This window comes from Sphingobium naphthae, assembly GCF_043589935.1.
Classification (GTDB): Bacteria; Pseudomonadota; Alphaproteobacteria; order Sphingomonadales; family Sphingomonadaceae; genus Sphingobium; species Sphingobium naphthae_A.
The window spans coordinates 2,145,691-2,166,380 of the sequence record NZ_CP171454.1 but is presented as its reverse complement, the minus strand read 5'-3'; the positions used below and the strand labels follow the sequence as shown (position 1 = coordinate 2,166,380).

22 protein-coding genes and 1 tRNA gene are annotated in these 20,690 nt (G+C 63.9%); 11 read left to right on the top strand and 12 right to left on the bottom strand.

The features are described from left to right. Positions 1 to 59: 59 nt before the first annotated feature. Together ACGGKE_RS10765 and metW are read left to right on the top strand one after the other, a co-directional pair. Positions 60 to 1,196 carry a homoserine O-acetyltransferase gene (locus ACGGKE_RS10765; protein WP_394437711.1) on the top strand — a complete coding sequence of 379 codons (1,137 nt, stop codon included), beginning with the start codon at positions 60 to 62 and terminating at the stop codon, positions 1,194 to 1,196. Then, complete coding sequence (gene metW, locus ACGGKE_RS10760; protein WP_394437709.1) at positions 1,193 to 1,783, top strand: methionine biosynthesis protein MetW; 591 nt, start codon at positions 1,193 to 1,195, stop codon at positions 1,781 to 1,783. Before ACGGKE_RS10765 ends, metW begins: the two co-directional genes overlap by 4 nt. Positions 1,784 to 1,901: 118 nt before the next feature. Here the strand turns inward: metW and ACGGKE_RS10755 are convergent, their stop codons facing one another. Beyond that, entirely contained in the window at positions 1,902 to 2,417 is a 516-nt protein-coding gene (locus tag ACGGKE_RS10755) for an outer membrane protein assembly factor BamE (protein WP_394437707.1), read from the bottom strand. 166 nt (positions 2,418 to 2,583) lie between these two features. Between ACGGKE_RS10755 and ACGGKE_RS10750 the strand changes: the two genes are divergently transcribed. From ACGGKE_RS10750 to dinB, 4 genes are read left to right on the top strand one after another with little or no spacing between them, the layout of a single operon-like run. Continuing rightward, a complete protein-coding gene (locus ACGGKE_RS10750; RefSeq protein WP_394437705.1) occupies positions 2,584 to 3,108 on the top strand; it encodes a ubiquinol-cytochrome C chaperone family protein in 525 nt (174 codons plus the stop codon). Then, positions 3,105 to 3,626: a YceD family protein gene (locus ACGGKE_RS10745; protein ID WP_394437703.1), complete on the top strand. Its 522-nt coding sequence runs from the start codon at positions 3,105 to 3,107 to the stop codon at positions 3,624 to 3,626. The genes ACGGKE_RS10750 and ACGGKE_RS10745 overlap by 4 nt, the downstream gene beginning before the upstream one ends. Before the next feature lie 59 nt (positions 3,627 to 3,685). Next, positions 3,686 to 4,297 (top strand): hypothetical protein, encoded by a 612-nt coding sequence (locus ACGGKE_RS10740; protein WP_394437701.1) that lies wholly within the window; start codon positions 3,686 to 3,688, stop codon positions 4,295 to 4,297. 39 nt (positions 4,298 to 4,336) lie between these two features. Continuing rightward, entirely contained in the window at positions 4,337 to 5,419 is a 1,083-nt protein-coding gene (dinB, locus tag ACGGKE_RS10735; protein ID WP_394437699.1) for a DNA polymerase IV, read from the top strand. 36 nt (positions 5,420 to 5,455) lie between these two features. Here dinB and ACGGKE_RS10730 read toward each other — a convergent pair whose 3' ends face one another. Beyond that, entirely contained in the window at positions 5,456 to 6,286 is an 831-nt protein-coding gene (locus ACGGKE_RS10730) for a DUF1134 domain-containing protein (protein WP_394437697.1), read from the bottom strand. A gap of 227 nt (positions 6,287 to 6,513) precedes the next feature. On the opposite strand from ACGGKE_RS10730, the gene ACGGKE_RS10725 reads away from it, so the two are divergent. Together ACGGKE_RS10725 and ACGGKE_RS10720 are read left to right on the top strand one after the other, a co-directional pair. Beyond that, a tRNA-Ser gene (locus ACGGKE_RS10725) sits at positions 6,514 to 6,605 on the top strand. Between the two features lie 157 nt (positions 6,606 to 6,762). Continuing rightward, a complete protein-coding gene (locus ACGGKE_RS10720; protein WP_394437695.1) occupies positions 6,763 to 8,118 on the top strand; it encodes a tyrosine-type recombinase/integrase in 1,356 nt (451 codons plus the stop codon). 2 nt (positions 8,119 to 8,120) lie between these two features. On the opposite strand, the gene ACGGKE_RS10715 is transcribed toward ACGGKE_RS10720, so the two are convergent. From ACGGKE_RS10715 to ACGGKE_RS10700, 4 genes are all read right to left on the bottom strand, one after another. After that, positions 8,121 to 8,786: a helix-turn-helix transcriptional regulator gene (locus ACGGKE_RS10715; RefSeq protein WP_394437693.1), complete on the bottom strand. Its 666-nt coding sequence runs from the start codon at positions 8,784 to 8,786 to the stop codon at positions 8,121 to 8,123. A 300-nt stretch (positions 8,787 to 9,086) separates the two neighbouring features. Beyond that, complete coding sequence (istB, locus tag ACGGKE_RS10710; RefSeq protein ID WP_037482228.1) at positions 9,087 to 9,815, bottom strand: IS21-like element helper ATPase IstB; 729 nt, start codon at positions 9,813 to 9,815, stop codon at positions 9,087 to 9,089. Further along, positions 9,802 to 11,316, bottom strand: a complete 1,515-nt coding sequence (gene istA / locus ACGGKE_RS10705; protein WP_394436753.1) for an IS21 family transposase — start codon at positions 11,314 to 11,316, stop codon at positions 9,802 to 9,804. Before istA ends, istB begins: the two co-directional genes overlap by 14 nt. 72 nt (positions 11,317 to 11,388) lie before the next feature. Then, a complete protein-coding gene (locus ACGGKE_RS10700; protein ID WP_394437691.1) occupies positions 11,389 to 11,718 on the bottom strand; it encodes a response regulator in 330 nt (109 codons plus the stop codon). Between the two features lie 187 nt (positions 11,719 to 11,905). On the opposite strand from ACGGKE_RS10700, the gene ACGGKE_RS10695 reads away from it, so the two are divergent. Together ACGGKE_RS10695 and ACGGKE_RS10690 are read left to right on the top strand one after the other, a co-directional pair. Then, a complete protein-coding gene (locus ACGGKE_RS10695) occupies positions 11,906 to 12,268 on the top strand; it encodes a hypothetical protein (RefSeq protein ID WP_127691728.1) in 363 nt (120 codons plus the stop codon). A 175-nt stretch (positions 12,269 to 12,443) separates the two neighbouring features. Continuing rightward, positions 12,444 to 13,052: a hemerythrin domain-containing protein gene (locus ACGGKE_RS10690; RefSeq protein WP_127691729.1), complete on the top strand. Its 609-nt coding sequence runs from the start codon at positions 12,444 to 12,446 to the stop codon at positions 13,050 to 13,052. A gap of 36 nt (positions 13,053 to 13,088) precedes the next feature. Here the strand turns inward: ACGGKE_RS10690 and ACGGKE_RS10685 are convergent, their stop codons facing one another. The 4 genes from ACGGKE_RS10685 to ACGGKE_RS10670 all read right to left on the bottom strand — a co-directional run bounded on the left by ACGGKE_RS10685 (position 13,089) and on the right by ACGGKE_RS10670 (position 18,373). Then, positions 13,089 to 15,518: a S8 family peptidase gene (locus ACGGKE_RS10685; protein ID WP_206517728.1), complete on the bottom strand. Its 2,430-nt coding sequence runs from the start codon at positions 15,516 to 15,518 to the stop codon at positions 13,089 to 13,091. Further along, entirely contained in the window at positions 15,451 to 16,539 is a 1,089-nt protein-coding gene (locus ACGGKE_RS10680; RefSeq protein ID WP_127691730.1) for an AAA family ATPase, read from the bottom strand. Before ACGGKE_RS10680 ends, ACGGKE_RS10685 begins: the two co-directional genes overlap by 68 nt. Before the next feature lie 302 nt (positions 16,540 to 16,841). Continuing rightward, positions 16,842 to 17,693 carry a nucleotidyl transferase AbiEii/AbiGii toxin family protein gene (locus ACGGKE_RS10675; RefSeq protein ID WP_127691731.1) on the bottom strand — a complete coding sequence of 284 codons (852 nt, stop codon included), beginning with the start codon at positions 17,691 to 17,693 and terminating at the stop codon, positions 16,842 to 16,844. After that, a complete protein-coding gene (locus tag ACGGKE_RS10670; RefSeq protein ID WP_127691732.1) occupies positions 17,690 to 18,373 on the bottom strand; it encodes a hypothetical protein in 684 nt (227 codons plus the stop codon). Before ACGGKE_RS10670 ends, ACGGKE_RS10675 begins: the two co-directional genes overlap by 4 nt. 265 nt (positions 18,374 to 18,638) lie before the next feature. On the opposite strand from ACGGKE_RS10670, the gene ACGGKE_RS10665 reads away from it, so the two are divergent. Further along, positions 18,639 to 18,842 (top strand): hypothetical protein, encoded by a 204-nt coding sequence (locus ACGGKE_RS10665; RefSeq protein ID WP_394437684.1) that lies wholly within the window; start codon positions 18,639 to 18,641, stop codon positions 18,840 to 18,842. A 65-nt stretch (positions 18,843 to 18,907) separates the two neighbouring features. On the opposite strand, the gene ACGGKE_RS10660 is transcribed toward ACGGKE_RS10665, so the two are convergent. Both ACGGKE_RS10660 and ACGGKE_RS10655 read right to left on the bottom strand, forming a co-directional pair. After that, the gene (locus ACGGKE_RS10660) at positions 18,908 to 19,087 is read right to left on the bottom strand and encodes a hypothetical protein (RefSeq protein ID WP_127691734.1); all 180 of its coding nucleotides are present in this window, start codon (positions 19,085 to 19,087) and stop codon (positions 18,908 to 18,910) included. A gap of 185 nt (positions 19,088 to 19,272) precedes the next feature. Next, on the bottom strand, positions 19,273 to 20,685 hold the full coding sequence (locus ACGGKE_RS10655; RefSeq protein ID WP_127691735.1) for a dihydrolipoyl dehydrogenase: 1,413 nt from the start codon (positions 20,683 to 20,685) through the stop codon (positions 19,273 to 19,275). Positions 20,686 to 20,690: the final 5 nt, after the last annotated feature.

The window sequence follows — 20,690 nt, the reverse complement described above, 5'->3', positions numbered from 1 at the left end:
CTTTGTCGCCGCCATGCCAGATTGACAGGCTTTCGCGCCGGTCCTAGCGCGGCTCGACCATGGCCAGCCTTCCGCTCTCCGATGACAGCCGCTTCGGCCTGCGCCGGCAGGTGCGCCTTGCCGGGCCGATCGCCCTGTCGAGCGGTGCGCGGCTTGGTCCCCTCGACATCGCCTATGAAACCTATGGCGCGATGAATGCCGACAAATCCAATGTCATCCTGATCTGCCACGCGCTGACCGGCGATCAATATGTGGCGTCCGACCATCCTGTCACGGGCAAGCCGGGCTGGTGGTGGCGCATGGTGGGCGAAGGCAGGCCGGTCGATCCCGCGCGGCATTTCATCATCTGCTCCAATGTCATCGGCAGCTGCATGGGCTCCTCCGGCCCCGCCAGCCTCGATCCCGCGACCGGCGAACCGCACGGCATGCGCTTTCCCGTCCTCACCATCGCCGACATGGTGCGGGCGCAGGCGGCGCTGCTCGACCATCTGGGGGTGGAGCGGCTGGCGGCGGTGATCGGCGGATCGATGGGCGGCATGCAGGCGCTGACCTGGCCCACCCTGTTCCCCGACCGGGTCGAAAGCTGCGTCGTCATCGCCTCGACCGCGCGGCACAGCGCGCAGAATATCGCCTTCCACGAAGTCGGGCGCCAGGCGATCATGGCCGATCCCCACTGGCGCGGCGGGGACTATTATGCCGACGGGCAGGTGCCCAGCGCCGGCCTCGCCGTCGCGCGGATGGCGGCGCACATCACCTATTTGTCCGAAGCCGGCCTTACCGAGAAATTCGGCCGCCGCCTGCAGGGGCGTGACGCCAAGACGTTCGGTTTCGACGCGGATTTCCAGGTCGAATCCTATCTGCGCCATCAGGGGCTGAGCTTCGTCGACCGGTTCGACGCCAACTCCTATCTCTACATCACGCGAGCGATGGACTATTACGACATCGCCGAGGATCATGGCGGATCGCTGGCGCGCGCCTTCGCGGCGACCAGCGCGCGCTTCTGCCTCGTCAGTTTCGATACCGACTGGCTCTATCCCACCGCCGAATCGCGCATCATCGTCCATGCCCTGAATGCCGGCGGCGCGCAGGCCAGCTTTGTCGAGCTGTCGAGCCCCTTTGGCCATGACGCCTTCCTGCTCGAATGTCCCGAACTCAACCGCGTGGTGGACGGCTTCTTGCGCGGCGGCCGGGCATGAGCGCGCTGCGCCCCGACCTTGCCCTTATTGCCCGCACGGTGCGGCCGGGCGCGCGCCTGCTCGATGTCGGCTGCGGCGACGGCGCGCTGATGGCGGTGCTGCGCGACCGGGCGCAGGTCGATGCGCGCGGGCTGGAGATCGATCCGTCCAACGTCGCCGCCGCCGTCGGGCGGGGACTGTCGGTGGTGCAGGGCGACGCCGACACCGACCTGCGCTATTATCCCGACGCCAGTTTCGATTATGCGATCCTCAGCCAGACTCTGCAGACCACCCGCCGGCCCGACCTAGTGGTGGAGGAATTGCTGCGCATCGCTACCCAGGCTTTCGTGTCCTTCCCCAATTTCGCCCACTGGCGCGGGCGGCTGTCGTTGATGTGGGGCGGGCGGATGCCGGTGACGCGGCTGCTGCCCGATACATGGTATGACACGCTCAACATCCATCATGTGACGGTGGACGATTTTCGCGCCCTGGTAAGGGAACGCGGCTGGCATATCGATGGCCAGTGGTTCCTGAAGGGCGACAAGGAAACCACCCATGCGAACGCCAATCTGTTCGCCGAACATGCGGTGTTCCTGCTGCGTCGCTAGAGCGACGTCGCGCCGGATGACATCATCCGGTGGCTCAAAGATCATGCAAAAAACAGAACGGCCGCGCTGGCGGATGGCGCAACGCCCGGCCCCGCGCGGGACGGGGCGTCACAGCCGCCTAGCTGCCGTTGGGACCGCCGCCCGCACCGCCAGCGGCGCCACCGCCGCCCATGCCGCCGGCGCCGACCGCGCCGATATTGCCGAAAATCTCGTCGAACAGGCTGCGATGGCGGCCCAGCGTCGGGGTGGTGTCACCCATGGGCGAGATGCTGGCGACCTTGTCGAGGCCCATGCGATCGACCGCGACGACATTGCCCGCCTGGTCGAACCGCACCCGCAGCACCGTCTGGTCGACCGGCTTGGGGCTGGCAAAGGCCAGCGCGCGCATGTCGCGCGACACATAATACCAATCCTGCTCGCCAAATTGCGACACGAAGCTCGGCCGGCCCAGCGTGCCTTCCACCGATGCGCGATTGTCGATGCCCGGCTGCACCGAATCGACCAGCAGCTTGTCGACCTGATAGCCCTGATGCGTGCGGATGCGGGTGCAGGCCGATGTGCCGAGCAGCAGCGCGCTGAGGCCGATGGCGATCATGATGCGCCCGCGGCGGGTGTGGCGGCTGAACTGGGGCATGAACGTCTCCTGCGGGGGCTGGGCCCGCGAACCCGATAAAAGTGACGCCGCCATTGCATTGGGCGGCGCTGCGATCAATATGGAAATGCGCGGGGTCCGGCAAGGGGCGAGCGCACACCGGTCGCCGCATGCGGCCGATCCGTCCGTCACGAAAAGCGCGATTGTCATGTCCACCATCCCCGCCTTCCTTCAGCGCCTGCTCGGCCGGTCCGATCCGCGGGAAGGGCTGCGCCCGCTCTACCAGGCCGTGGTGGGGGAAGGCCGGCAGCCGCACTGGTATCTGGACGGGGCGGTCCCCGACACGCTGGACGGCCGCTTCGACATGATTGTCGCCATCTTGGCGCTGGTGCTGATCCGGCTGGAACAGCAGGGCGCGGCGCAGGAAAGCGCCTGGCTGACCGAATTGTTCGTCGACGACATGGATGGCCAGTTGCGGCAGGAAGGGATTGGCGACGTCGTGGTGGGCAAGCATGTCGGCCGCATGATGAGCGCGCTGGGCGGGCGGATCAGTGCCTATCGCGACGCGTTGGACAGGCATGCGGGGCTCGCCGACGCGCTGCGCCGCAACCTTTATCGCGGCGCGCCCGTGTCCGACGCGGCGGTCGCTCATGTGGAGGGTGCGCTGCGCGAGCGCTGGGTGCGCCTGGGCTGCCTTTCGCGCGATGCCCTGCTGGCAGGAGATATTGGATGACGACCCCTGAATTTTCCCGCCCCGTGCGCGCCGACCAGATCCGGCGCATGACGGGCGACGTCCATGTCGCCGCCGACGCGGCCGAGCGGGCCGCATTGGCGAAGCGCTTCGGCCTCGCCGCGCTCGACCGGCTGGAGGCGGACTATGTCCTCACCGAAGAGGATGGCGCCATCCTGGCGCGCGGTCGCCTGCGCGCCGCACTGGCCCAGCCCTGCGTCGCCACCGCCGAACCGGTGCCCGAAACGATCGACACCGATTTCACCCTGCGTTTCGTGGTCGAAGGCGAAGCCCTAGGCGAAGACGAGGAACTGGAGCTAGACGCCGAGGATGTCGACACGATCGGCTATGACGGGCAGCAGATCGACATGGGCGAAGCGGTCGCCGAAACGATGGCGCTCGCCATGACCCCCTATCCGCGATCGCCCCAGGCCGACGCCTATTTGAAGGAAGCCGGCGTGCTGAGCGAGGAGCAGGCCAGTCCCTTCGCCGCATTGCTGGCGCTCAAGGACGAAAAATAGGGAACATTCGCGTTTGCGCCCGCGTCCCTGACGTCATGCGACGCGCGATATTCCTGCTCTTGTTCCTTCCCGCCGGCGGGTGCGGCAAGGCGCCCGATGGCGCGGGGCGCGCGAGCGCGTCGGGGGCGAGCGCAGTCACGACATCGCCGGTCAGCGCTCCTGCATCCTCCATCCCTCCGCCGTCCCCGTTGCTGGGCGAGCGGGTCGCCCGAACGCAATGGGCGCGCTCTGATGATGGCAAGAGCGATGCGCCGCCGCACTGCGCCCCGCTTGCGCTCGCCAGCGCCGGTGGCGCGCCGGCGACAGCCCGCGCCGCCGATTTCAGCGGCGGCTGGGGCGTCGCCTTCGATTTGCCCGGCTTGCGCAGCGCCTACGGCTTTGCCGGTCCCGGCGTCCTGCCGCAGGATGCCGCCCCGCGCGCGGCGCAGCGCGCGCGGCTCGACCGGCAATGGCCCTATATGCGCGACCTGCCTGGGCTGCCGCCCTCCTCCTTCGCGGGCTACGGGCTCTCCGGCGCGCAGGCCTATTCCGCCGATAATCCGCAGGGTCATGGGCTCCAGTCGGTCGCCTATGTCCGCGTCGGCGGCCAGCAATGCACCTATAATGTCTGGAGCCGGATCAGCCGCACGCATCTCGAAACGCTGCTCGACAATCTGCGCCTGCTGCGCTGACGTTTCCCTTTCGTTCCCGTCTGTGGCATGAGGAACGCCATGGACTCGCCCGCGCCGCGCAAGATCATCCATGTCGACATGGACGCCTTCTACGCGTCGGTCGAGCAGCGCGACGATCCTGCCCTGCGCGGCCTGCCGATCGCGGTGGGCGGTGGCGGGCCGCGCGGCGTGGTCGCCACCTGCAGTTATGAAGCGCGCGCCTTCGGCGTCCGCTCCGCCATGCCCGGCGCCCGGGCGCGGCGGCTCTGCCCCGATTTGTTGTTCGTGAAGCCGCGCTTCGACGTCTACCGCGCCGTATCCGCGCAGGTGCGCGACATTTTCAGCCGCTTCACCGACATCATCCAGCCCCTCTCGCTCGACGAAGCCTATCTGGACGTCACGGTCAACAAGGCCGGCATCGCATCGGCGACTCGCATCGCGCAGGACATACGCGCGCTCATCCGCGCCGAAACTGGCCTCACCGCCTCGGCGGGCGTCTCCTATAACAAGCTGATCGCCAAGCTGGCGTCGGATCAGAACAAGCCCGACGGCATTTGCGTCGTGCGGCCGGGCGAGGGCGCCGCCTTCATCGCGGCGATGCCGGTGCGGCGCATCCATGGCGTGGGGCCCGTCACTGCGCGGCGGATGCAGGCGCTGGGCATCGAAACCGGCGCGGACCTGCGCGCGCGCGACATCGCCTTCCTCCAGGCGCATTTCGGCAGCGCCGCCGATTTCTATTATCGCGCCGCGCGGGGGGAGGATGACCGCCCGGTGCGCGAGCGCCAGTCGCGCAAGTCCGTCAGCGTCGAGGACACGTTTTTCGACGATCTCACCGATCGCGACGCGCTGGTGGCGGAACTGGATCGGATCGCCGCCAGCCTCTGGACCCGGATCGAAAAAGCGCAGGCCTGGGGCCGCACCGTGGTGCTCAAGGTGAAGTTCGCCGACTTCCGCATCATCACTCGCTCGCGCAGCTTCGCAGCGCCCGTGCGCGCGCCCGATCAGCTGGCGCAGGCGGGACGAGAGCTTTTGCTGGCGCAGCTGCCGCTGCCGATGGGCGCGCGATTGCTGGGCCTTGGCGTCCACAATCTGGAAGGCGAGGAGGATGCCGACCGCGGCGCGCAGCTCGCCCTGGCGTTATAGCGCCCCGCTCGGCAGGCTGGCCTCAGACAGCCAGCCTCAGAAGGGCAGCCAGTTCCGCTTCTCGGTGAACTTCATATAGCCCGCATTGACGCCCAGCCGGTAGCCCACGCCCAGGCGGATCGGGATCAGCACGACATCGCCCCAGCGCAGATAGGAGGCAGTGAAGCCGCCCACCAGATAGGCGGTGCCCTCCGCCGCCGGGAAGCGGTGATAGAGGTCCTGCGTGTCGTAGAGATTATAGACCAGCACGAAGGTATTGGCGGCATTGCCGCCCACGTCGAAGCCGATCGATGGCCCGGTCCAATAGACTTCGCGCTTGCCCTCGATCTTGTGGTTGAGCGTGCCCGATCCGTAGCGCAGCCCGACGACGAACGCGCCCGATGCCTCGCGTCCGGCGATATAGGCATTGGGACGGCCCTGATCCTTCAGGATCTTCTCGATGATGCCGGCCAGCCCCTCGGCGCCCTTGCCGAATACGCCCTCGGCCGCGCCGATCAGGTCATCTTCCTGGTAGGATTCGCTCGGCGACGGCGCGGCAGGCGGCGATGCCTGCGTCACCGGCGCACCGGTCGCAGTCGTGCCCGACGCCGCGGGCGGGGGGGCGCTGCTCGCGGGCGGAGCCGTGGTGGCGGGCGCGCTATAGGTGGCGCCGCTTCCCTGATCCAGGCTGGGGTCCACACCCGGATCGGTCGGCGTGCTGCCGGCGGCCGGGGGCGGGGCCAGGTCCGCGTCGATCGCCGTATTGGGATCGATGGTGCGCACCTGCGCCTGAGTTACGACCGGCGTCAGCGCCATGCCCGCCAGCGCCGCGCCCCATGTCGCGGCGCGCGCGATGCGAGCGCCCATGCGCCCCGTAATGCCGATCATGCCCGAAACTCCCCGAAAATCCGCTCAGAAATCATCGCGCAGATTATCGGGTTCGAAGCTGAAACGACAATGAACGAACGGCGACCCGAGTCGATTCCGGGCCGGATCGAATCCACGAGGGCGCGCTGCGCAAAAAATCGGCGCACAGACCCGTTGCCATGCCGCAAACCGCTCGCTATAGGCGCTTTCCTAGCCACTGCCCGCCTCTCCGGTGGGCAAATTCGTGCGGAGACGTGGGTGAGTGGCTGAAACCAGCGGTTTGCTAAACCGTCGTAGCCTTAAGGGGCTACCGAGGGTTCGAATCCCTCCGTCTCCGCCAACACCTTTGCCGAGGGCTGCCGACACCTCCCGCGAGGTGTTGTTTTGTCTCGCTTTTATACGTAGCTCGCTACCGACGGCTGCCGAGGCATGCCGACGTCAGCCGGATTGTCGGCGGGGCACCAGGGGGGCACCGCCCTCTACAGGATCGGGGCACCATGGAACCGGAAGAGAGCGTCGAGAAGAACACAGAGAAGGTCAAAAAGACCGACGCCTACTTCAAGGGCAAGCAGCCAAAGGAGAAGGGGTATAAAGTCACCGACTCCGGCGGACTGCACCTCTTCGTTTCGCCGGGTGGCGGTAAGAGCTGGCGTTACAAGTTTACGTTCGGGGGCAAGGAGCGCCGTATCGTGTTTGGCGCCTACCCTGACGTGTCCCTGAAACGCGCACGGGAGATGCGCGATGACGCTAAGCGCATGCTGCGCGAGGGTCGGGACCCCAGCCTCGAGGCGCAGCGCGCGAAACACACGCGTAAAGTGGGGCACGAGAACACATTCGAGATGTTCGCGCGCAGCTGGCACGAGAACGAGAAGAGCCGCTGGAAGGAGGTTCACGCCAACGACGTGATCACCTCGATGGAGCGCGACCTGTTCCCCTCGATCGGCGGGTTTCCAGTGGAAGAGATCGACGAGGGGCTCATGTTGGCTGCGCTGCGCAATGTGGAGCGCCGTGGTGCAATCGAAACTGCGCATCGGCTTCGTCAGCGCGCCGAACGCGTCTTTCGATATGCTGCGGGCGCGGGCGCAAAGAACGCCAATCCCGCAGTCAACGTCCGGGATGCGCTCAAGCCCGTGCCGCCGAAGAAGCGCTACCCCGCGCTTACGGAGGTCAAGGATATTCGCAGCCTTGTCCGTGCGGTCGACCAGGCGGGGGCATCGCCAGTCACGCGTCTTTGCTCGCGCTTCATGGCTCTGGTTGCGCAGCGGCCGGGCATGTCGCGAAGCGCGGAATGGGTGGAGTTCGAGGGCATCGACTGGGCAAATGCCGATCAGGACGTGTCTGGTGCGATTTGGCGCGTTCCAGCGGAAAAGTTGAAGCAGGAACTGGCGCTACGTGAGGATGAGGCCTTTGAACACGAGGTCCCGCTCGTTCGCGCAGCCGTCGATGTTCTGCGGGCAATCAGGCCACTGACTGGACGCGGTCGGCTGGTTTTTCCAAGCGTCACGAATTCGAGCGAACCCATCAGCGAGAATGCCGTGGGCTACCTCTATAATCGAGAAGGTTGGAAGGGTCGGCATGTACCGCACGGTTGGCGTTCGAGCTTTTCGACGATCATGAACGGTCGCGTCGAGCGCACCCTTCCAGGCGCTGAGCGCCTGTCGATCGATCGGCTAATCATCGATCTCATGCTCGCCCATAGGCCGACCGGAATGTCCGCTGCCGAGTTCCGCTACAACCGGGCGGCTTACAAGGAGCGCCGACGCGAGTTGGCCGAGGATTGGGCAGCGTTAATCCTTGATGGTGCCGGACCCCTTTCCGTTGCGGTGGAGGGACCTCGCCGCCGTCGGCGCTAGGATCAAGTTCGTCCGCCGTTGTCGCGCATCCATTCGAGGATATCCGGCAACCACCAAGCCACGATACCTCCGCCGAGGTTCTGGCTCTTTGGGAAAAGGCCGCGGCGAACGCGGTCGTCCAGCGTGCTTCTTGAAAAAGGCACCAACTTGAGAACCTCGGCCTTGCGCAGGTAGCGATCCTCCGTGGCTAGAGGCCTCGGCGTCTCTGGAATTTCCGCCGGCCGTGCATCGGCCGAAGAACTCTCCCGATCCTTGGCTTGCGCCGGTGGATCACCTTGCACCAGTCCTAGAATTTCGTCGAACTGGTCGGTGTTCACGAAGATCCAATGCGTCGGCGCAGCACCGGGATTGAATGGATCGGACGGATCGATGGCGCTGGCGCCAAAGCGCCACCCGAAATCATCGAGCTCCCACATCTCTTTCGGAAGTGGTTTCGGAGCACCACCACCGATGGGTCGCGCGTAGGTTGCGATACGACCCTGCTGGAAAACGCGACCGAAGTTTAGGACGGCACCCATGATCTGCTGTCGGATTTGACCATCGCACGCTGAATGTGGGTCGAAGGCTGCGTCGATTTCCTCGAAGCTCATGCCCCATTCGATACCGCAGAAGAACGAGAAGGCATATGCCAAGAACGTCCTGCCATCCGACTGAGGCCAGTCGGTCATCAGATATGGGCGTCTAGGCAGGGTCTCACTCATTATGATCCCCTTATAGGCTTGTAGTTTACGCTCGCCTAACGGTTCCCGTTGGCGGGTAGCCGCGTATGCACAAGACTGTCGCACCGGCCCGGAGTGTCAATCGGCGTGCAAACGGGACCCCCGATCGGCGCGCAAAAGGGACCCCCTTTCAAGGATGCCACGACGGTCGAGGAACGCGCCTTGCGCTGCGCGCGGCGTAGGGAGGGCGGAGCCCGACCGGAGGCGCGCGCAGCGCAAAGCATCTTAATCCCGGCGTGCGGCGGGGGATCAGTTTCGGTTCTTGAAGCGCCAGCTGTCATTGCCGGTCTCGATGATGTCGCAATGGTGGGTGACGCGATCGAGGAGAGCGGTGGTCATCTTGGGGTCGCCGAACACCGTCGGCCATTCCCCGAACGCCAGGTTGGTCGTGATGATGACGCTGGTTTGCTCGTAAAGTTTGCTGACCAGATGGAACAGCAACTGCCCGCCTGAACGGGCGAAGGGAAGATAGCCAAGCTCATCGAGCACGACGAGGTCGAGGCGAGAGAGCTGGGCGGCAAGCGCGCCGCTTTTTCCGATCCGGGCTTCCTCTTCGAGGCGGGTCACCAGATCCACGGTGTTGAAGTAACGCCCCCGCGCTCCAGCGCGGACGACATTGGCGGTGATGGCGATGGCCAGATGGGTTTTGCCGGTGCCGGTGCCACCGACCAGGACGACATTGCGCCGTGCGGGCAGGAACGCCCCGCCGTGCAGCGAACGGACCAGCCCCTCGTTGATCGGCGTCCCCTCGAAGTGGAAGGCATCAATGTCCTTCACCACCGGTAGCTTGGCGGCCGCCATCCGGTATCGGATCGAGGCGGCGTGGCGGTGCGTTGCCTCCGCACGCAGCAGATCGGTCAGTATCTCCATCGTCGTGCGCTGGCGCTGAAGCCCTGTGGTGACGGCCTCATCGAACGCGCCGGCCATCCCCTTGAGTCCGAGCCCGCGCATCGCGTCGATCATGTCATGCCGCTGCATGGAAGTTCCTCAGTTGGTCGTAACGGGAACAGTCGGCGATCGGCGGATGCCGCAGGGCATTGTCCTCCGACGTGACGATCGTCAGCGGTCGCGGCGGTTCGCGGCGCCGTGCCAGGATATTGAGGATCAAGTCGTCGCTCGCCGTGCCGGTTGCCAGTGCCTCCCGCACGGCGGCTTCGACGAGTTCCAGGCCATCGGTCAGCACGGCCGCCAGCACGCGCACGAACCGCCGATCGGCATCATCGCCGTTGCCCAGCTTGCGTCGCAACCGGGCGAGCGCCGGCGGCAGTTCCCAGTCCTGGAAGGGTGCGCCGTTGCGTAAAGCGCCGGGCTTGCGGGCCAGCACCGGCAGATAGTGCCAGGGATCATAGATGGTGCGGTTCCGCCCGAAGAAGCGGGGATGCTCAGCGACGACCTCATCGCCGCATCGCACGACAATGCGGTCGGCATAGGCCCGAACCTGCACCGTGCGCCGCGCCACCGTCGAGAGGACCGAGTAACGGTTGCGATCGTAGCTGATCAGGCAGGTGCCCGACACGCCGTGCTCGCTCTCGTTGAAGCCGTCGAACGGCCCCAGCATCGACTGTAATGCAGGACGTTCCATCTCCAGCATCTGCGCCACGGTCTGGTCGCCCTGCTCAGGATGGGCCTGCCGTTCGGCCCAGCGTCGGCACTCAGCTTCCAGCCAGCCATTGAGCTCCTCGAGGCTGGCGAACCGCAGACGGGGCTGGAAGAAGCGTCCCCGGATCGTCTGCACCTGGTTCTCGACCTGACCCTTCTCCCATCCCGCCGCCGGCGAGCAGGCCGTGGGCTCGACCATATAATGGTCGGCCATGATCAGGAACCGCCGGTTGAACACCCGGTCCTTGCCGGTGAACACGCTCGTCACCGCCGTCTTCATATTATCGTAGATGCCGCGCCGGGGCACGCCGCCGAAGAAGGCAAAGCCGCGCGCATGCGCGTCGAACAGCATCTCCTGGGTCTCGCGTGGATAGGCCCGGACATACACAGCCCGCGATGCGCACAGCCTCATGTGCGCGACCTTTACCCGCATCGGCTTGCCGGCGATCTCGACATCCTCGTGGCTCCAATCGAACTGGTAGGCCTCGCCGGGCTGGAACAGCATCGGAATGAAGGCCGTCGTCCCGTCGCCGACATCCCTGCGCCGCTCGATCTTCCACCGCGCCGCATAGCGGCGCACGGCATCGTAAGAGCCCTCGAAACCCTCACGCACCAGAAGGTCGTGGATACGGGTCATCCGAAGCCGGTCACGTCGGCCCCGTACCTCGTTCTCTTCCAGCAGCACATCCAGCCGATCCTGAAACGGACCGATCCGCGGCAGCGGCTGAACCTTGCGTCGATAATCAAATGCGCCTTCCGGCGCCCGGATCGCCTTGCGGATTACCTTCCGCGACACATGCAGATCACGCGCGATCGCCTTGATCGCCTTCCCGCCGGCATACTCACGCCGGATACGAACCACTGTCTCCAAAACCAACATCCCGATCTCGCCGCATGAACTTCCACGCGGCTGTGTAAGCTATCGAAATGAGGGGTCCCTTTTAGACGCCGATCACCCCGCTAACGGGGTCCTTTTTGCACGCCGATCCACAGGCTTGCCGATGAAGGTCGCGCGATCGGGCATGTCGCCGGGCTCGGGCGTCATGCGTCCGCTGGCGATCACGATCTCGATATGCGGCCAATGGGTGTCAACATGACGGGCGAGCGCAAAACCGTTCGTCGATCCCGGCATCTCGACATCGGAAAAGAGCAGCACGACGGAATCGTGATGCGTCTCAAGAAGCGCGATCGCCTCATCGCCGCTTTTGGCCTCATGACAGCGAAATCCGGCTTCCTCCAGTATCTCGCGGGCAAGCATCAGGATCAGGGCGTCATCATCCACGACGAGGGCAAAAGGAACTGTCGATCTCTCCATGCGGCCTTAACTGGCTCGCATCCCTTTGGTTTCGGCGTCCAGGCAAAGCCAGGGTACGGCTTGTCGCAATTCGATAGAGGCAGGCCTGTGTTGGCCACGGCTTCAGGAGTAAAGACCGTGGTCGGATGCTGCCGCTCTGTCTTATGGGGACGCCATGGCCAAGCCACTGCCCCGACCCCTTCAGATCATAGCCGTCGAGCGAACCTGCCTCACGCTGCGTTCGGGAAACCGCAGCCGGGTCGAACCCTGGCGTGCAATCAGCCTAGTGCTGCTGGCGCAGGTCGAGTGGGGCGAAGGCACAGCGCTTGCAGCGGCCATCACCTTCGATACTGGCGCAAAGACCCAAACCGCCGTCCTTACCGAGGTTCATCCTGAATGGACGGTCTTCATGGTCACCGCGCAGTCGACCTTGCCCGGCTTCGTGCGCCGGCAGGATTGGGAGCGCCGTATCGCCAAAGCATCGCACGGCGTCGTCGTCTATGAGCGCGACGCCTATCCGTCCCTCTCGCTGAACTAAGGGGCCGCGTCAGCGCTGCAACCGTTCGCTCTGAAGGTTCTCCTCGCCTTGCGGCCTTTTAGGCATCGTCATGATGGCTGTTTCCCCGCAGGAACGCGGGAGGGCCGGATTCGTTATGCGACGATACGGTAGCGCAACAGCCTCGCGCTCCCAAAAACAGGCAGGAGGAACCATCATGCCGCGCCAGGCCAGCCCGACCAAGCAGCGAGAAGCGAAAGCCGCGTCTGTCGCGCGCGCCAAATCGATTGCCCCCGATGTCCCGGCCCGGATCGGGTCGACACCAGCGACCAAATTTCGCGGCAATCCGGCTATCTTCGGTCGGCTGGTCGAGGACCATGACAAGCATCGCGCCCTGCTCGCCATGATCGATGCAACCGGGCCGAAAGACCCCGAACGCAAGACGCTGTTCGAGGAATTCGTTCGCGACGTGCATGGCCATGCGGCGGCTGAGGAGCAGGCGCTCTGGTCGACCGTCATGCGCAATCCCGATACGACGGAATTCGCGCGGCATGCGGTCGGCGATCATCACAAGCTCGACAAGCTGATGGCGGATGCAGCCGCGCGCGACATGACTGCGCCAGGTTGGCTACGCCATTTCGCGGCGCTCAAGGAGGAATATCTCGACCACATCCTCGAGGAAGAAACCGAGCAGTTCGTGGAAGCGGAGAAAGTGCTGACCCCCAAGGATCAGACTTATATGCGCCAAGTGTTCAATCGTCGCAAAAAGGCGGAAAAAGCCTCGGCCGAGATCGAGAAGAAAATCGCGCTGTCGCCGATCGCCTGAAGCCCAAGGGCCTTCGCAGGGCCTGGGTGCACCTGATCAAATAACGACGGCCTGGGCCGGCGTCAGCGCGGCAACCTTTGCTTCGACTTCGGCATAGAGCTCGGCTTCGATCCCTTGCGTATCGATTTCGACGATCAGCGCGAAACGGACCTCCGGCAAGCCGCCCTGCAGGAGGGCCTTTGATTTCCACCAGCCCGCAACGGGATGCACGGCGAGGAGATTGCGGCGGGCGAGGTCGGACGCCCTGCACGTGAGCTGGTCGATATGAAGTGAACCGACGTCGCGGCGGTCGCTGCCATAGTCCCAGAGATCATCCTCCTCGATCTGCGGTCCGGCAGGCTCCGCCGCCTTGCTGATCCGTGCCAAAAACTGGCCTGCATTCTCGCCTGCACGGTTCAACTTGAAACGCAGATTATGGGAGGCATAGCGATAACGCGATCCCCGCGAAGCCTCGGAGGGATTGGGCGCGATGAACGAGCTGAGCGCCACGCGTAGCGTGATGGGCGTATTGCCGAGCTTACGCAGAGCCTCGACCGGCCAGGGGAGGGTAAAGAGCCGCATCTCCTTGTGTACGTCGCCGCCGGTCTTTTCCGACAACCCATAGGGCGTGATCACGTCCTGAACGACAAGGCTCAGCGCATTTGCGGCGCTGCGCCGGGCGCGCGCCAGGTCTGGAACGCCATAGCCGTAGCGACGAAACAGCCGGGCATAGTCTCCTTTGCTGGGATTGGCCGGAAGATGCGAGCGCATCTGAGGGGTCCATCGCGCCGAGGCGACATAGAGGCCCCTGATCGTTTCCGGCCAGAGCTGCGGATAGTCAGACCATAATTCGGTGACCTGACCGGCCGCGATTGCTGTCGCGGCGCTCGTATCATAGGTGAAGCTGAAGGATCGTTGCGGATAACCATGATGCGTCGTCAGCAGCGAAAGCCAGCCATGCCGCATCGGCGGCGGCGCATGACCGACGGCCCAGTTGCCTCCTTCGAGCACCACATCGGGCTTGAGCGGCCAGGTCGATGACCATGACGCCGTGCGGGAGCTCGGCGAAAGGTCGCCCGGCGGCGCGACGATGACGAGGCCTTCCCCGGGCGGCACCATCGTCTTTTCAGTATAGGCACCGACACAGACCGCATTCCAGGCCTGGGACGGCGATTCCAGTTCATTGTCGCCGTGGTCGCAGACATCGAGATAAGGCCCCGCGCCGAACGCGAAATTATCCGTGTTGCCCGCGGACACGAGGACAAGCCGCCTGTTGGGCTGCGCTCCCGAAACGCCTGCAGCGAGTTGATCCACCTCACTGGACCAGGACGTGGGCGCGCCGTCGTGCGGACTGTCCTCGTCCGTGGTCGCCGCCATGGTGAAGGTGCGGCGACGCGGCGTGAGCTCGACGGCATCGATTGCCCTTCGCGTGACAGCGCCCAGGAGATGGTGCGGATTGACGCCGGCATCGGGCAGCAGCTTCACGGATTCCAGGCGATGAGCGACCGTCACGGGCTGCATCGTCTGAAGAACATTCGTCAGATCGCCGTACAGCGCCAGGCCGGCCAGCTGGGTGCCGTGGCCCTTCACATCGTCAAGGCCCCAAGCGGGATCGGCCGCATGGCGATCCTCGGCGGCAAGCACCGGAGCGATCAGAGGATGAGCGCGGCTCACCCCGGTATCGAGAAGCGTCACATAGCCGCCGTCCGGAAGACCCGCAAAGGTTGTTCTCTCGCCCAGCTCGGCAACCCAGGCCGCCTGTTCCTGGACGTCCATCGCGTCGAAGAAATCGGCAGTCACGACCGGCTCGGCGAGAGCCCGAACCGACCCAAGGCGTCTTACCGCAAGCGCGATATTGTTCCGCGGCGCCCGGGCAATGACAACGACGTCCTCGGGAAAGACAAGCCGGTCACCGCCGATTTCGACTTGATAGTCGGCGGCTTTCGCGATGAAGGCATCCGCCTCCCCTGGCTCGAGCCAGAGCTCCCAGGCGATCACGCCATCAGCCTCGGGGAAGCGCTCCTGGGGACCCCTCCACAACGCCCTGAGGCCCGCCTCGGTGATCGCGGCAAGGCTCTGGACGAGGTCGGCGTTCCTGGGGCGGCCCGGGATGATCTCGCCATCCTTCTCCCTGGCGGGCATGTCCTCCTTTTCGAACTGTTCGACCTTCTTGCGAAGATTTTCGACGCCTCTTGCTGTCGCGAAGAGCGTGGCGGATTCGGTTGCGATGCCTTCGTGGGTTTCAGAATTGCAGCGGAGCAACGCCACGCCGCTCGCGTTGAGACTGTCTTTTTTCAGCTTTTCGTTCGGGCGGCTCTGCACCTCGAGATAGAGGCCAGGCAGATGCTCTGCTGCCATGCCGGGAAGTGCGTCGATCGCCTTCAGGAGGGCCTGGGCATGGCCTGCCCGGTCGAGAACGTCACTCGGCGACTTTCCGCCGCCTCCGCTTTTGGCCTGAAAGGGATGGGGCTTTCCCAGATCCTTCAACAGAAAATGACGTCGATCCCGTGGCATGCCCGCCTCTTCCTAGCCCCTGTAGCGAGCGACGGCGCTCCAGCGAATTGAGCAGATCCTGTGTCGTGATGGCCAGCCTGTCCCCAAGCACCGCGCGGCGGGCGGCATCTTCCGCGGCCGCCACGACGTCGGCCGTCGAGAGCCCCGCCGCACCATCGGTCACTTTCGTCCAGGACAGTCTGGAAATGGAAAATCCGATGAGACGCCGCTCCACCGCTTCCCGGATCGCCGCGGCATCGGGCAGTTCATAGGACAGGACGAGATCGAAACGCCGCAGCACGGCCCGATCGAGAATTTCGGCGAGGTTCGTCGTCGCCACGACAATCGACGGGCCGGTGTCCTCGTCGAGGAACTGCAGGAAGGAATTGAGGACGCGGCGCGCTTCGCCCACATCGTTGCCATCGCCGCGCGCCGCTGCAAGCGCATCGATCTCGTCGAACAGGTAGACGCCCCGCGTGGTCTTGATCGCGTCGAAAACGAGTTTCAGTTTCTGCGCAGTCTCGCCCATATATTTGGTGATGAGCCCGTGCAGCAGGACGGAGAAAAGCGGGAACTGAAGCTCTCCGGCAAGGCTGTGGGCGCTCAGGGTCTTGCCTGTCCCCGGAGGACCCGAGAGCAACAGGCGGCGCCTGGGCTTCAGGCCTTTTTCCTCGAGTTTCTCCCGCATTCGGGTCTCGACGACGATATGGGCCAGTTCCTCGGCAATCGGCGAGGGGAGGATGACGCTACCCAGGCGCTCGGCCGGATAGGAGGCCAGCAGGAATTCCGCGAGGTCACCGCGCGGCGCAGCGATCGCCGTCGGACGGCTGGCACCGACGACACTGGTTGGCGGTGATTGTCCCGCATGGGCCCATTGGCGAAGCTGTTCGGCAAGCCGCTTATGGCCTTTTTGCTCTTCGGCCGATGAAAGCTGCATGGCGAGGTCGAAGAAGCGCTCGGAATCGCCTTCCGCGTGGCTCTTCACGAGACCAATGAGTTGCTGCGCCGATGCCATCTTCCCCATGTATCGTGGTTTAAGCCGCGATACACCCCCCGTTTGCCGCGGGGATAACCGGAACCTCGCCTGAAGACCATCGAAAATGCTGGAGAGGGGCAGGATGGATCGGATCATACCGTGTCGCCATGCCCTGCTCATTCCAGGCTCTCTGCGTCTTCCATGACGGAACATAGGAAAAGCCCGGTCATTCTCCCGATGAAATGACGGGAGACTGGCAATGGGAAAAGTATTCTGCTTTGGCTGATTGGCGTTCCGATTCCGATCATTCTGCTCCTCTGGCTGTTCTTTCACTGATCGTCTCAGCCAGCGACAAGCTTGTCGACCTTCGCAAGAAAGAAGCGCTCGCTCCACAGGTCCAACGATTTGATTTCCGCTGGCTTGAGAAACCGACGCACATCGTCGGCTGCGGCTCCCCAGTCGATGCGTGAGATCGGGCTTTTCAGCGCGTCTCTGAGCCATGGCATGTCCGCAGTAACTGTTCCGTCGCCAGCCCATGGACCAGCCTGAAGCAGCGCGTTCCTCAGCAATGCGAGATTGGGGGTGACGCCCTTGGCCACATACCAGGAGAAGTCATACCAGTCTCGGCCCTTGAGGAAGCCGCGGCACAGAAGCGCGTGGATCTTGAGCGCGAAGTTGGAGGACAGATCCTGGTGGCGAACCTCATGGTCAGCAGGAAAATCGAGATAGGTGGCTGCCTCTCCGGAACCTGCCGGCGGATTGACGTCGATCTCCAGCTTGATCCGGATCGTCCTGGGCCGCCCCGAGCCCGCAAAAGACAGGTCGAGTTGGCTGGCGAGAGAATCGTCCTTGATGAGCGCCTGGCGGATGGCCTGTTCCATCCTGGCCCGTGGTTGCGCCTCGAGCTTCAGGCCGAACTGCGCGAAGACCGCGACGAGGGTCTTGAGATAGGGCGACCAGTCGAAACCGCAATCGGGCGCACGCAAGAGAAAATCGAGATCCTCCGAAAATCGTGGCAAACCATGCAGGATCCGGAGCGAGGTGCCGCCCTGAAAAAGCGCCAGGTCGAAGAAGTCGGCGCGCCACAGGGCATATAACGCAATCTCTTGCAGGATCTCCTTGACTGCATTCTCCTCCTCGAGCGCGTTGGCGGCTCCATATTGCCGCAGCTTTTGTTTGATGATGTCGATCATGGCACGTCCTTGCCGGCTGCGGTGGTTTTCGCTTTCAGGACACAGTTTTCCAACTCGAGCAGAAACAGTCTTACGGCCTTGTGCTTGTAAACGGGGCGGAGCTTGGCGAAATCATGGCGCCTGAGGCCTAGAAGCAGGTCCTGATCGATCCTCATGCCGGAGGTCAGCCAGTCCAATCCGGACCAGGGTTCTTTTCTGAGTGCGACGAGGTCCATGAGCGCGCGGAGAGGCTGGGCGACAAACGCCGTCATTGCGCCCAGCTTTACGCGATCCACGCCCTCCAGGAAACGATACTTCTCGATGGCGAGAGGATGGAAGCTGAATTGACCAAAATCGCTGGTCTCATAGGTAAGGCTCTTGCGACCCGGTGATACGCTTGCCGTCAGGAAGACGGCCTCGGGAATCCAGCCATGATAGGCAAGCGCGCTTTCAAACGACACATAGCTCCCGGACACCAATCCCTGAGCGATGGCAAAGGGATGGGTGGAGCCGCTTCGATAGTTTTTCCCAAGCAGATAGGCGCCGCGCTTCAACCGGACGAGTGATCCATCTTTCAATCCGCGATTTACGAGGCCGTATCGGCGTGCGGCGCTTCCGCCCAGCAACCCATCCAATTGGCGTTCGCTCAGAATATGGTCAGAAAGCCCAGCGGCCGAAACGATCTGCGCGAGAGAAGGCATAAATTCTCAATACTTCCAAAATCTGCAAGTTTCCAGAATTTTTTGATAAAGGCCTGAACTGGGTCAGTGCCGCATGCGTTGTGTCCATTGAGACGGTGTGACGCCAACCGAGCGCTGGAAGGCCGAGGCAAATTTGGGCGGGTCCGCAGGATCGAAACACGCGGAACGGAGGCGGGCGCGGTCGTCACCATCGATGGCGACCGGAGACACTTCCCGGCGCTCATCGACGCGACCGGGGAGCGGCCCCTGGCGGCCGAGAAGTTTCGTGGTTGCGACCACGATGAAGGAGCAAAAGGAGCGCGCGTTTGGAAGCATTTCAGACTGGAAGGATGCGCGCCGCGACGACATTTACGAGGCGGAAAAGGCCTTTGCGCTGGATGGGCCTTTGGACGACGGGCTGCATATCCGCCTGACACCGGAGCACCTCAGGGTCAGCCCCTTTCATCGCCTTTACACGCCGCTGAAATAGGCAAATCCGAAATGAAAAACGCCGCCCGGTGAGGGGCGGCGCTTTGCTTGGGAGCGGATGAAAGTTTACTCCGCGCCGCTGCCGACCGGCGTGGTCTTCGGCGCCTTGCCGTCCTCGATCCGCCCTTCGTTGCGCAGGTCGCGACCCTCCTGGGCCTTCTTCTGCGCCTCGGGGGTCTTGCCGTGCTCGTTCAGCTCTTCCTTGACGTATCCGGCGGCTTCCTTGGCCTTTCCTTCGATGCTCATGTCGCTCTCCGTATGAGATTGTATTCCGTTCTATAGAACACTTCGGACGAATGCTCGTTCCCGAGCAGAGGCTGTTGGCGGTCGCATATATTGGCTTCGACAAAACCGCAGCTTTTCGAGCACATCCTGTGCTCTGCTCTGGTAGAAGCAGGGTGGAACGGATAAATTGTAGTAAATGTGAATAGTTATGCGCCCGAAGGGGTGCCGCTATCCTGATCACTCGGCAGATCGATTGGCGTTGCAGCGCAGATCGTTCGCAGCGCTTGCTTCAACCCCTCCTCTATCGTGGGATGATAGAATGGCATGGCCAAAAGCTGCGTCGCAGTTTGCCCACTTTGGATCGCCCATGCCAGCATATGCGCCAGATGCTCGCCAGCTGGGGCAATGAGATCGGCACCGATCAAGCGACCATTGGGCGCTGCTGCATACAGTGTGAGTGCACCTCGGTTTACGCCGTCGACACGGGCTCGTCCCTGATCGCCAAATTCAGCGGTGCCGGTGATGGCACCGTCCTCCTCTGCCTCGCCGATCGTCGCCAGTGCGGGCTCCGTGAACGTGATGCTGAACGCGGTATTGCGCGAGACCGGAATTGGCGCGGGAAACGCTGCGGCGTTGCGGCCGGCAATGGCGCCGTCATGTGATGCCTCGTGGAGAAGGGGCAAGTCTGCTGCCACGTCCCCTGCAAGGAAAACTGCCGTCTCGCCGCAGCGCATGGTCTTTCTATCATGGATCGGGATGCCATGATCATCGAGGTCAAGGCCGGCTTTCTCGAGATCGAGACCACCGAGCATGGGCTTGCGGCCGACCGCCACGAGCACCTTGTCGAAGACGGCTTCCCCTTCACTTTTCCCACGCCAAAGTAATTTCGCGCCTTCCCGCGTCTGGTGCGGGCTGACATCGACGCCGAGATGCAGGTCGAGGCTCTCCTCCAGGAACTCGCGAAGGCGCGAATGCACCTTCGGGCAGCGGAGCTTGGCCATCCGCTCACCCTTGTCGAACAAGGCGACCTTGACCCCGAGGTGAGCGAAGGCCTGCGCCAGCTCGAGACCGATTGCCCCCGATCCAACGACCGCCAGCCTCTTGGGCAGATCCTCCAATTCGAACACACGGTCGCTGGTCAGCGCCGCATCGCCGAGAGCGGCGAAAGGGTCGGGCAGGATCGGAACGGAACCAGTTGCGATGATGATCGCTCGGGCTTCGATGCGTCGGCCGTCGTCGAGCTTGAGGATGTTCGGTCCATCAAACCGGGCGCGAGCGCGCAGCAGGACTTGCTTAGGAATATCATTGAAGGATTCTCGTGTGAGCGCTGCGAATCTGTCCCGCTCCGCCCGCACCCTCTGCATCACTGCCGAACCGTCGATCCGCATGCCGTCCACTTCGATGCCGAACAGGCCTGCGCGGCGTATGCGGACGACTTCTCGTGCAGCGGCGATCACCAGTTTGGAAGGCATGCAGCCCACGGTCGCGCAGGTCGTGCCGTTGAACTCGGGGTCTATCAGCAACGTCGATGCGCCGTTCTTTCGGGCTGCCCGCTCAGCGGCGATGCCGGCGGTGCCGGCACCGATCACCGCGACGTCACATTGGAGGGTCTGCGACATCCAGT

Coding starts and splice junctions, on each gene's coding strand:
- ACGGKE_RS10765 (WP_394437711.1), top strand. CDS start 60: ATGGCCAGCCTTCCGCTCTCCGATGACAGCCGCTTCGGCCTGCGCCGG.
- metW (WP_394437709.1), top strand. CDS start 1,193: ATGAGCGCGCTGCGCCCCGACCTTGCCCTTATTGCCCGCACGGTGCGG.
- ACGGKE_RS10755 (WP_394437707.1), bottom strand. CDS start 2,417: ATGCCCCAGTTCAGCCGCCACACCCGCCGCGGGCGCATCATGATCGCC.
- ACGGKE_RS10750 (WP_394437705.1), top strand. CDS start 2,584: ATGTCCACCATCCCCGCCTTCCTTCAGCGCCTGCTCGGCCGGTCCGAT.
- ACGGKE_RS10745 (WP_394437703.1), top strand. CDS start 3,105: ATGACGACCCCTGAATTTTCCCGCCCCGTGCGCGCCGACCAGATCCGG.
- dinB (WP_394437699.1), top strand. CDS start 4,337: ATGGACTCGCCCGCGCCGCGCAAGATCATCCATGTCGACATGGACGCC.
- ACGGKE_RS10730 (WP_394437697.1), bottom strand. CDS start 6,286: ATGATCGGCATTACGGGGCGCATGGGCGCTCGCATCGCGCGCGCCGCG.
- ACGGKE_RS10720 (WP_394437695.1), top strand. CDS start 6,763: ATGGAACCGGAAGAGAGCGTCGAGAAGAACACAGAGAAGGTCAAAAAG.
- ACGGKE_RS10715 (WP_394437693.1), bottom strand. CDS start 8,786: ATGACCGACTGGCCTCAGTCGGATGGCAGGACGTTCTTGGCATATGCC.
- istB (WP_037482228.1), bottom strand. CDS start 9,815: ATGCAGCGGCATGACATGATCGACGCGATGCGCGGGCTCGGACTCAAG.
- istA (WP_394436753.1), bottom strand. CDS start 11,316: ATGTTGGTTTTGGAGACAGTGGTTCGTATCCGGCGTGAGTATGCCGGC.
- ACGGKE_RS10695 (WP_127691728.1), top strand. CDS start 11,906: ATGGCCAAGCCACTGCCCCGACCCCTTCAGATCATAGCCGTCGAGCGA.
- ACGGKE_RS10690 (WP_127691729.1), top strand. CDS start 12,444: ATGCCGCGCCAGGCCAGCCCGACCAAGCAGCGAGAAGCGAAAGCCGCG.
- ACGGKE_RS10680 (WP_127691730.1), bottom strand. CDS start 16,539: ATGGCATCGGCGCAGCAACTCATTGGTCTCGTGAAGAGCCACGCGGAA.
- ACGGKE_RS10675 (WP_127691731.1), bottom strand. CDS start 17,693: ATGATCGACATCATCAAACAAAAGCTGCGGCAATATGGAGCCGCCAAC.
- ACGGKE_RS10670 (WP_127691732.1), bottom strand. CDS start 18,373: ATGCCTTCTCTCGCGCAGATCGTTTCGGCCGCTGGGCTTTCTGACCAT.
- ACGGKE_RS10660 (WP_127691734.1), bottom strand. CDS start 19,087: ATGAGCATCGAAGGAAAGGCCAAGGAAGCCGCCGGATACGTCAAGGAA.
- ACGGKE_RS10655 (WP_127691735.1), bottom strand. CDS start 20,685: ATGTCGCAGACCCTCCAATGTGACGTCGCGGTGATCGGTGCCGGCACC.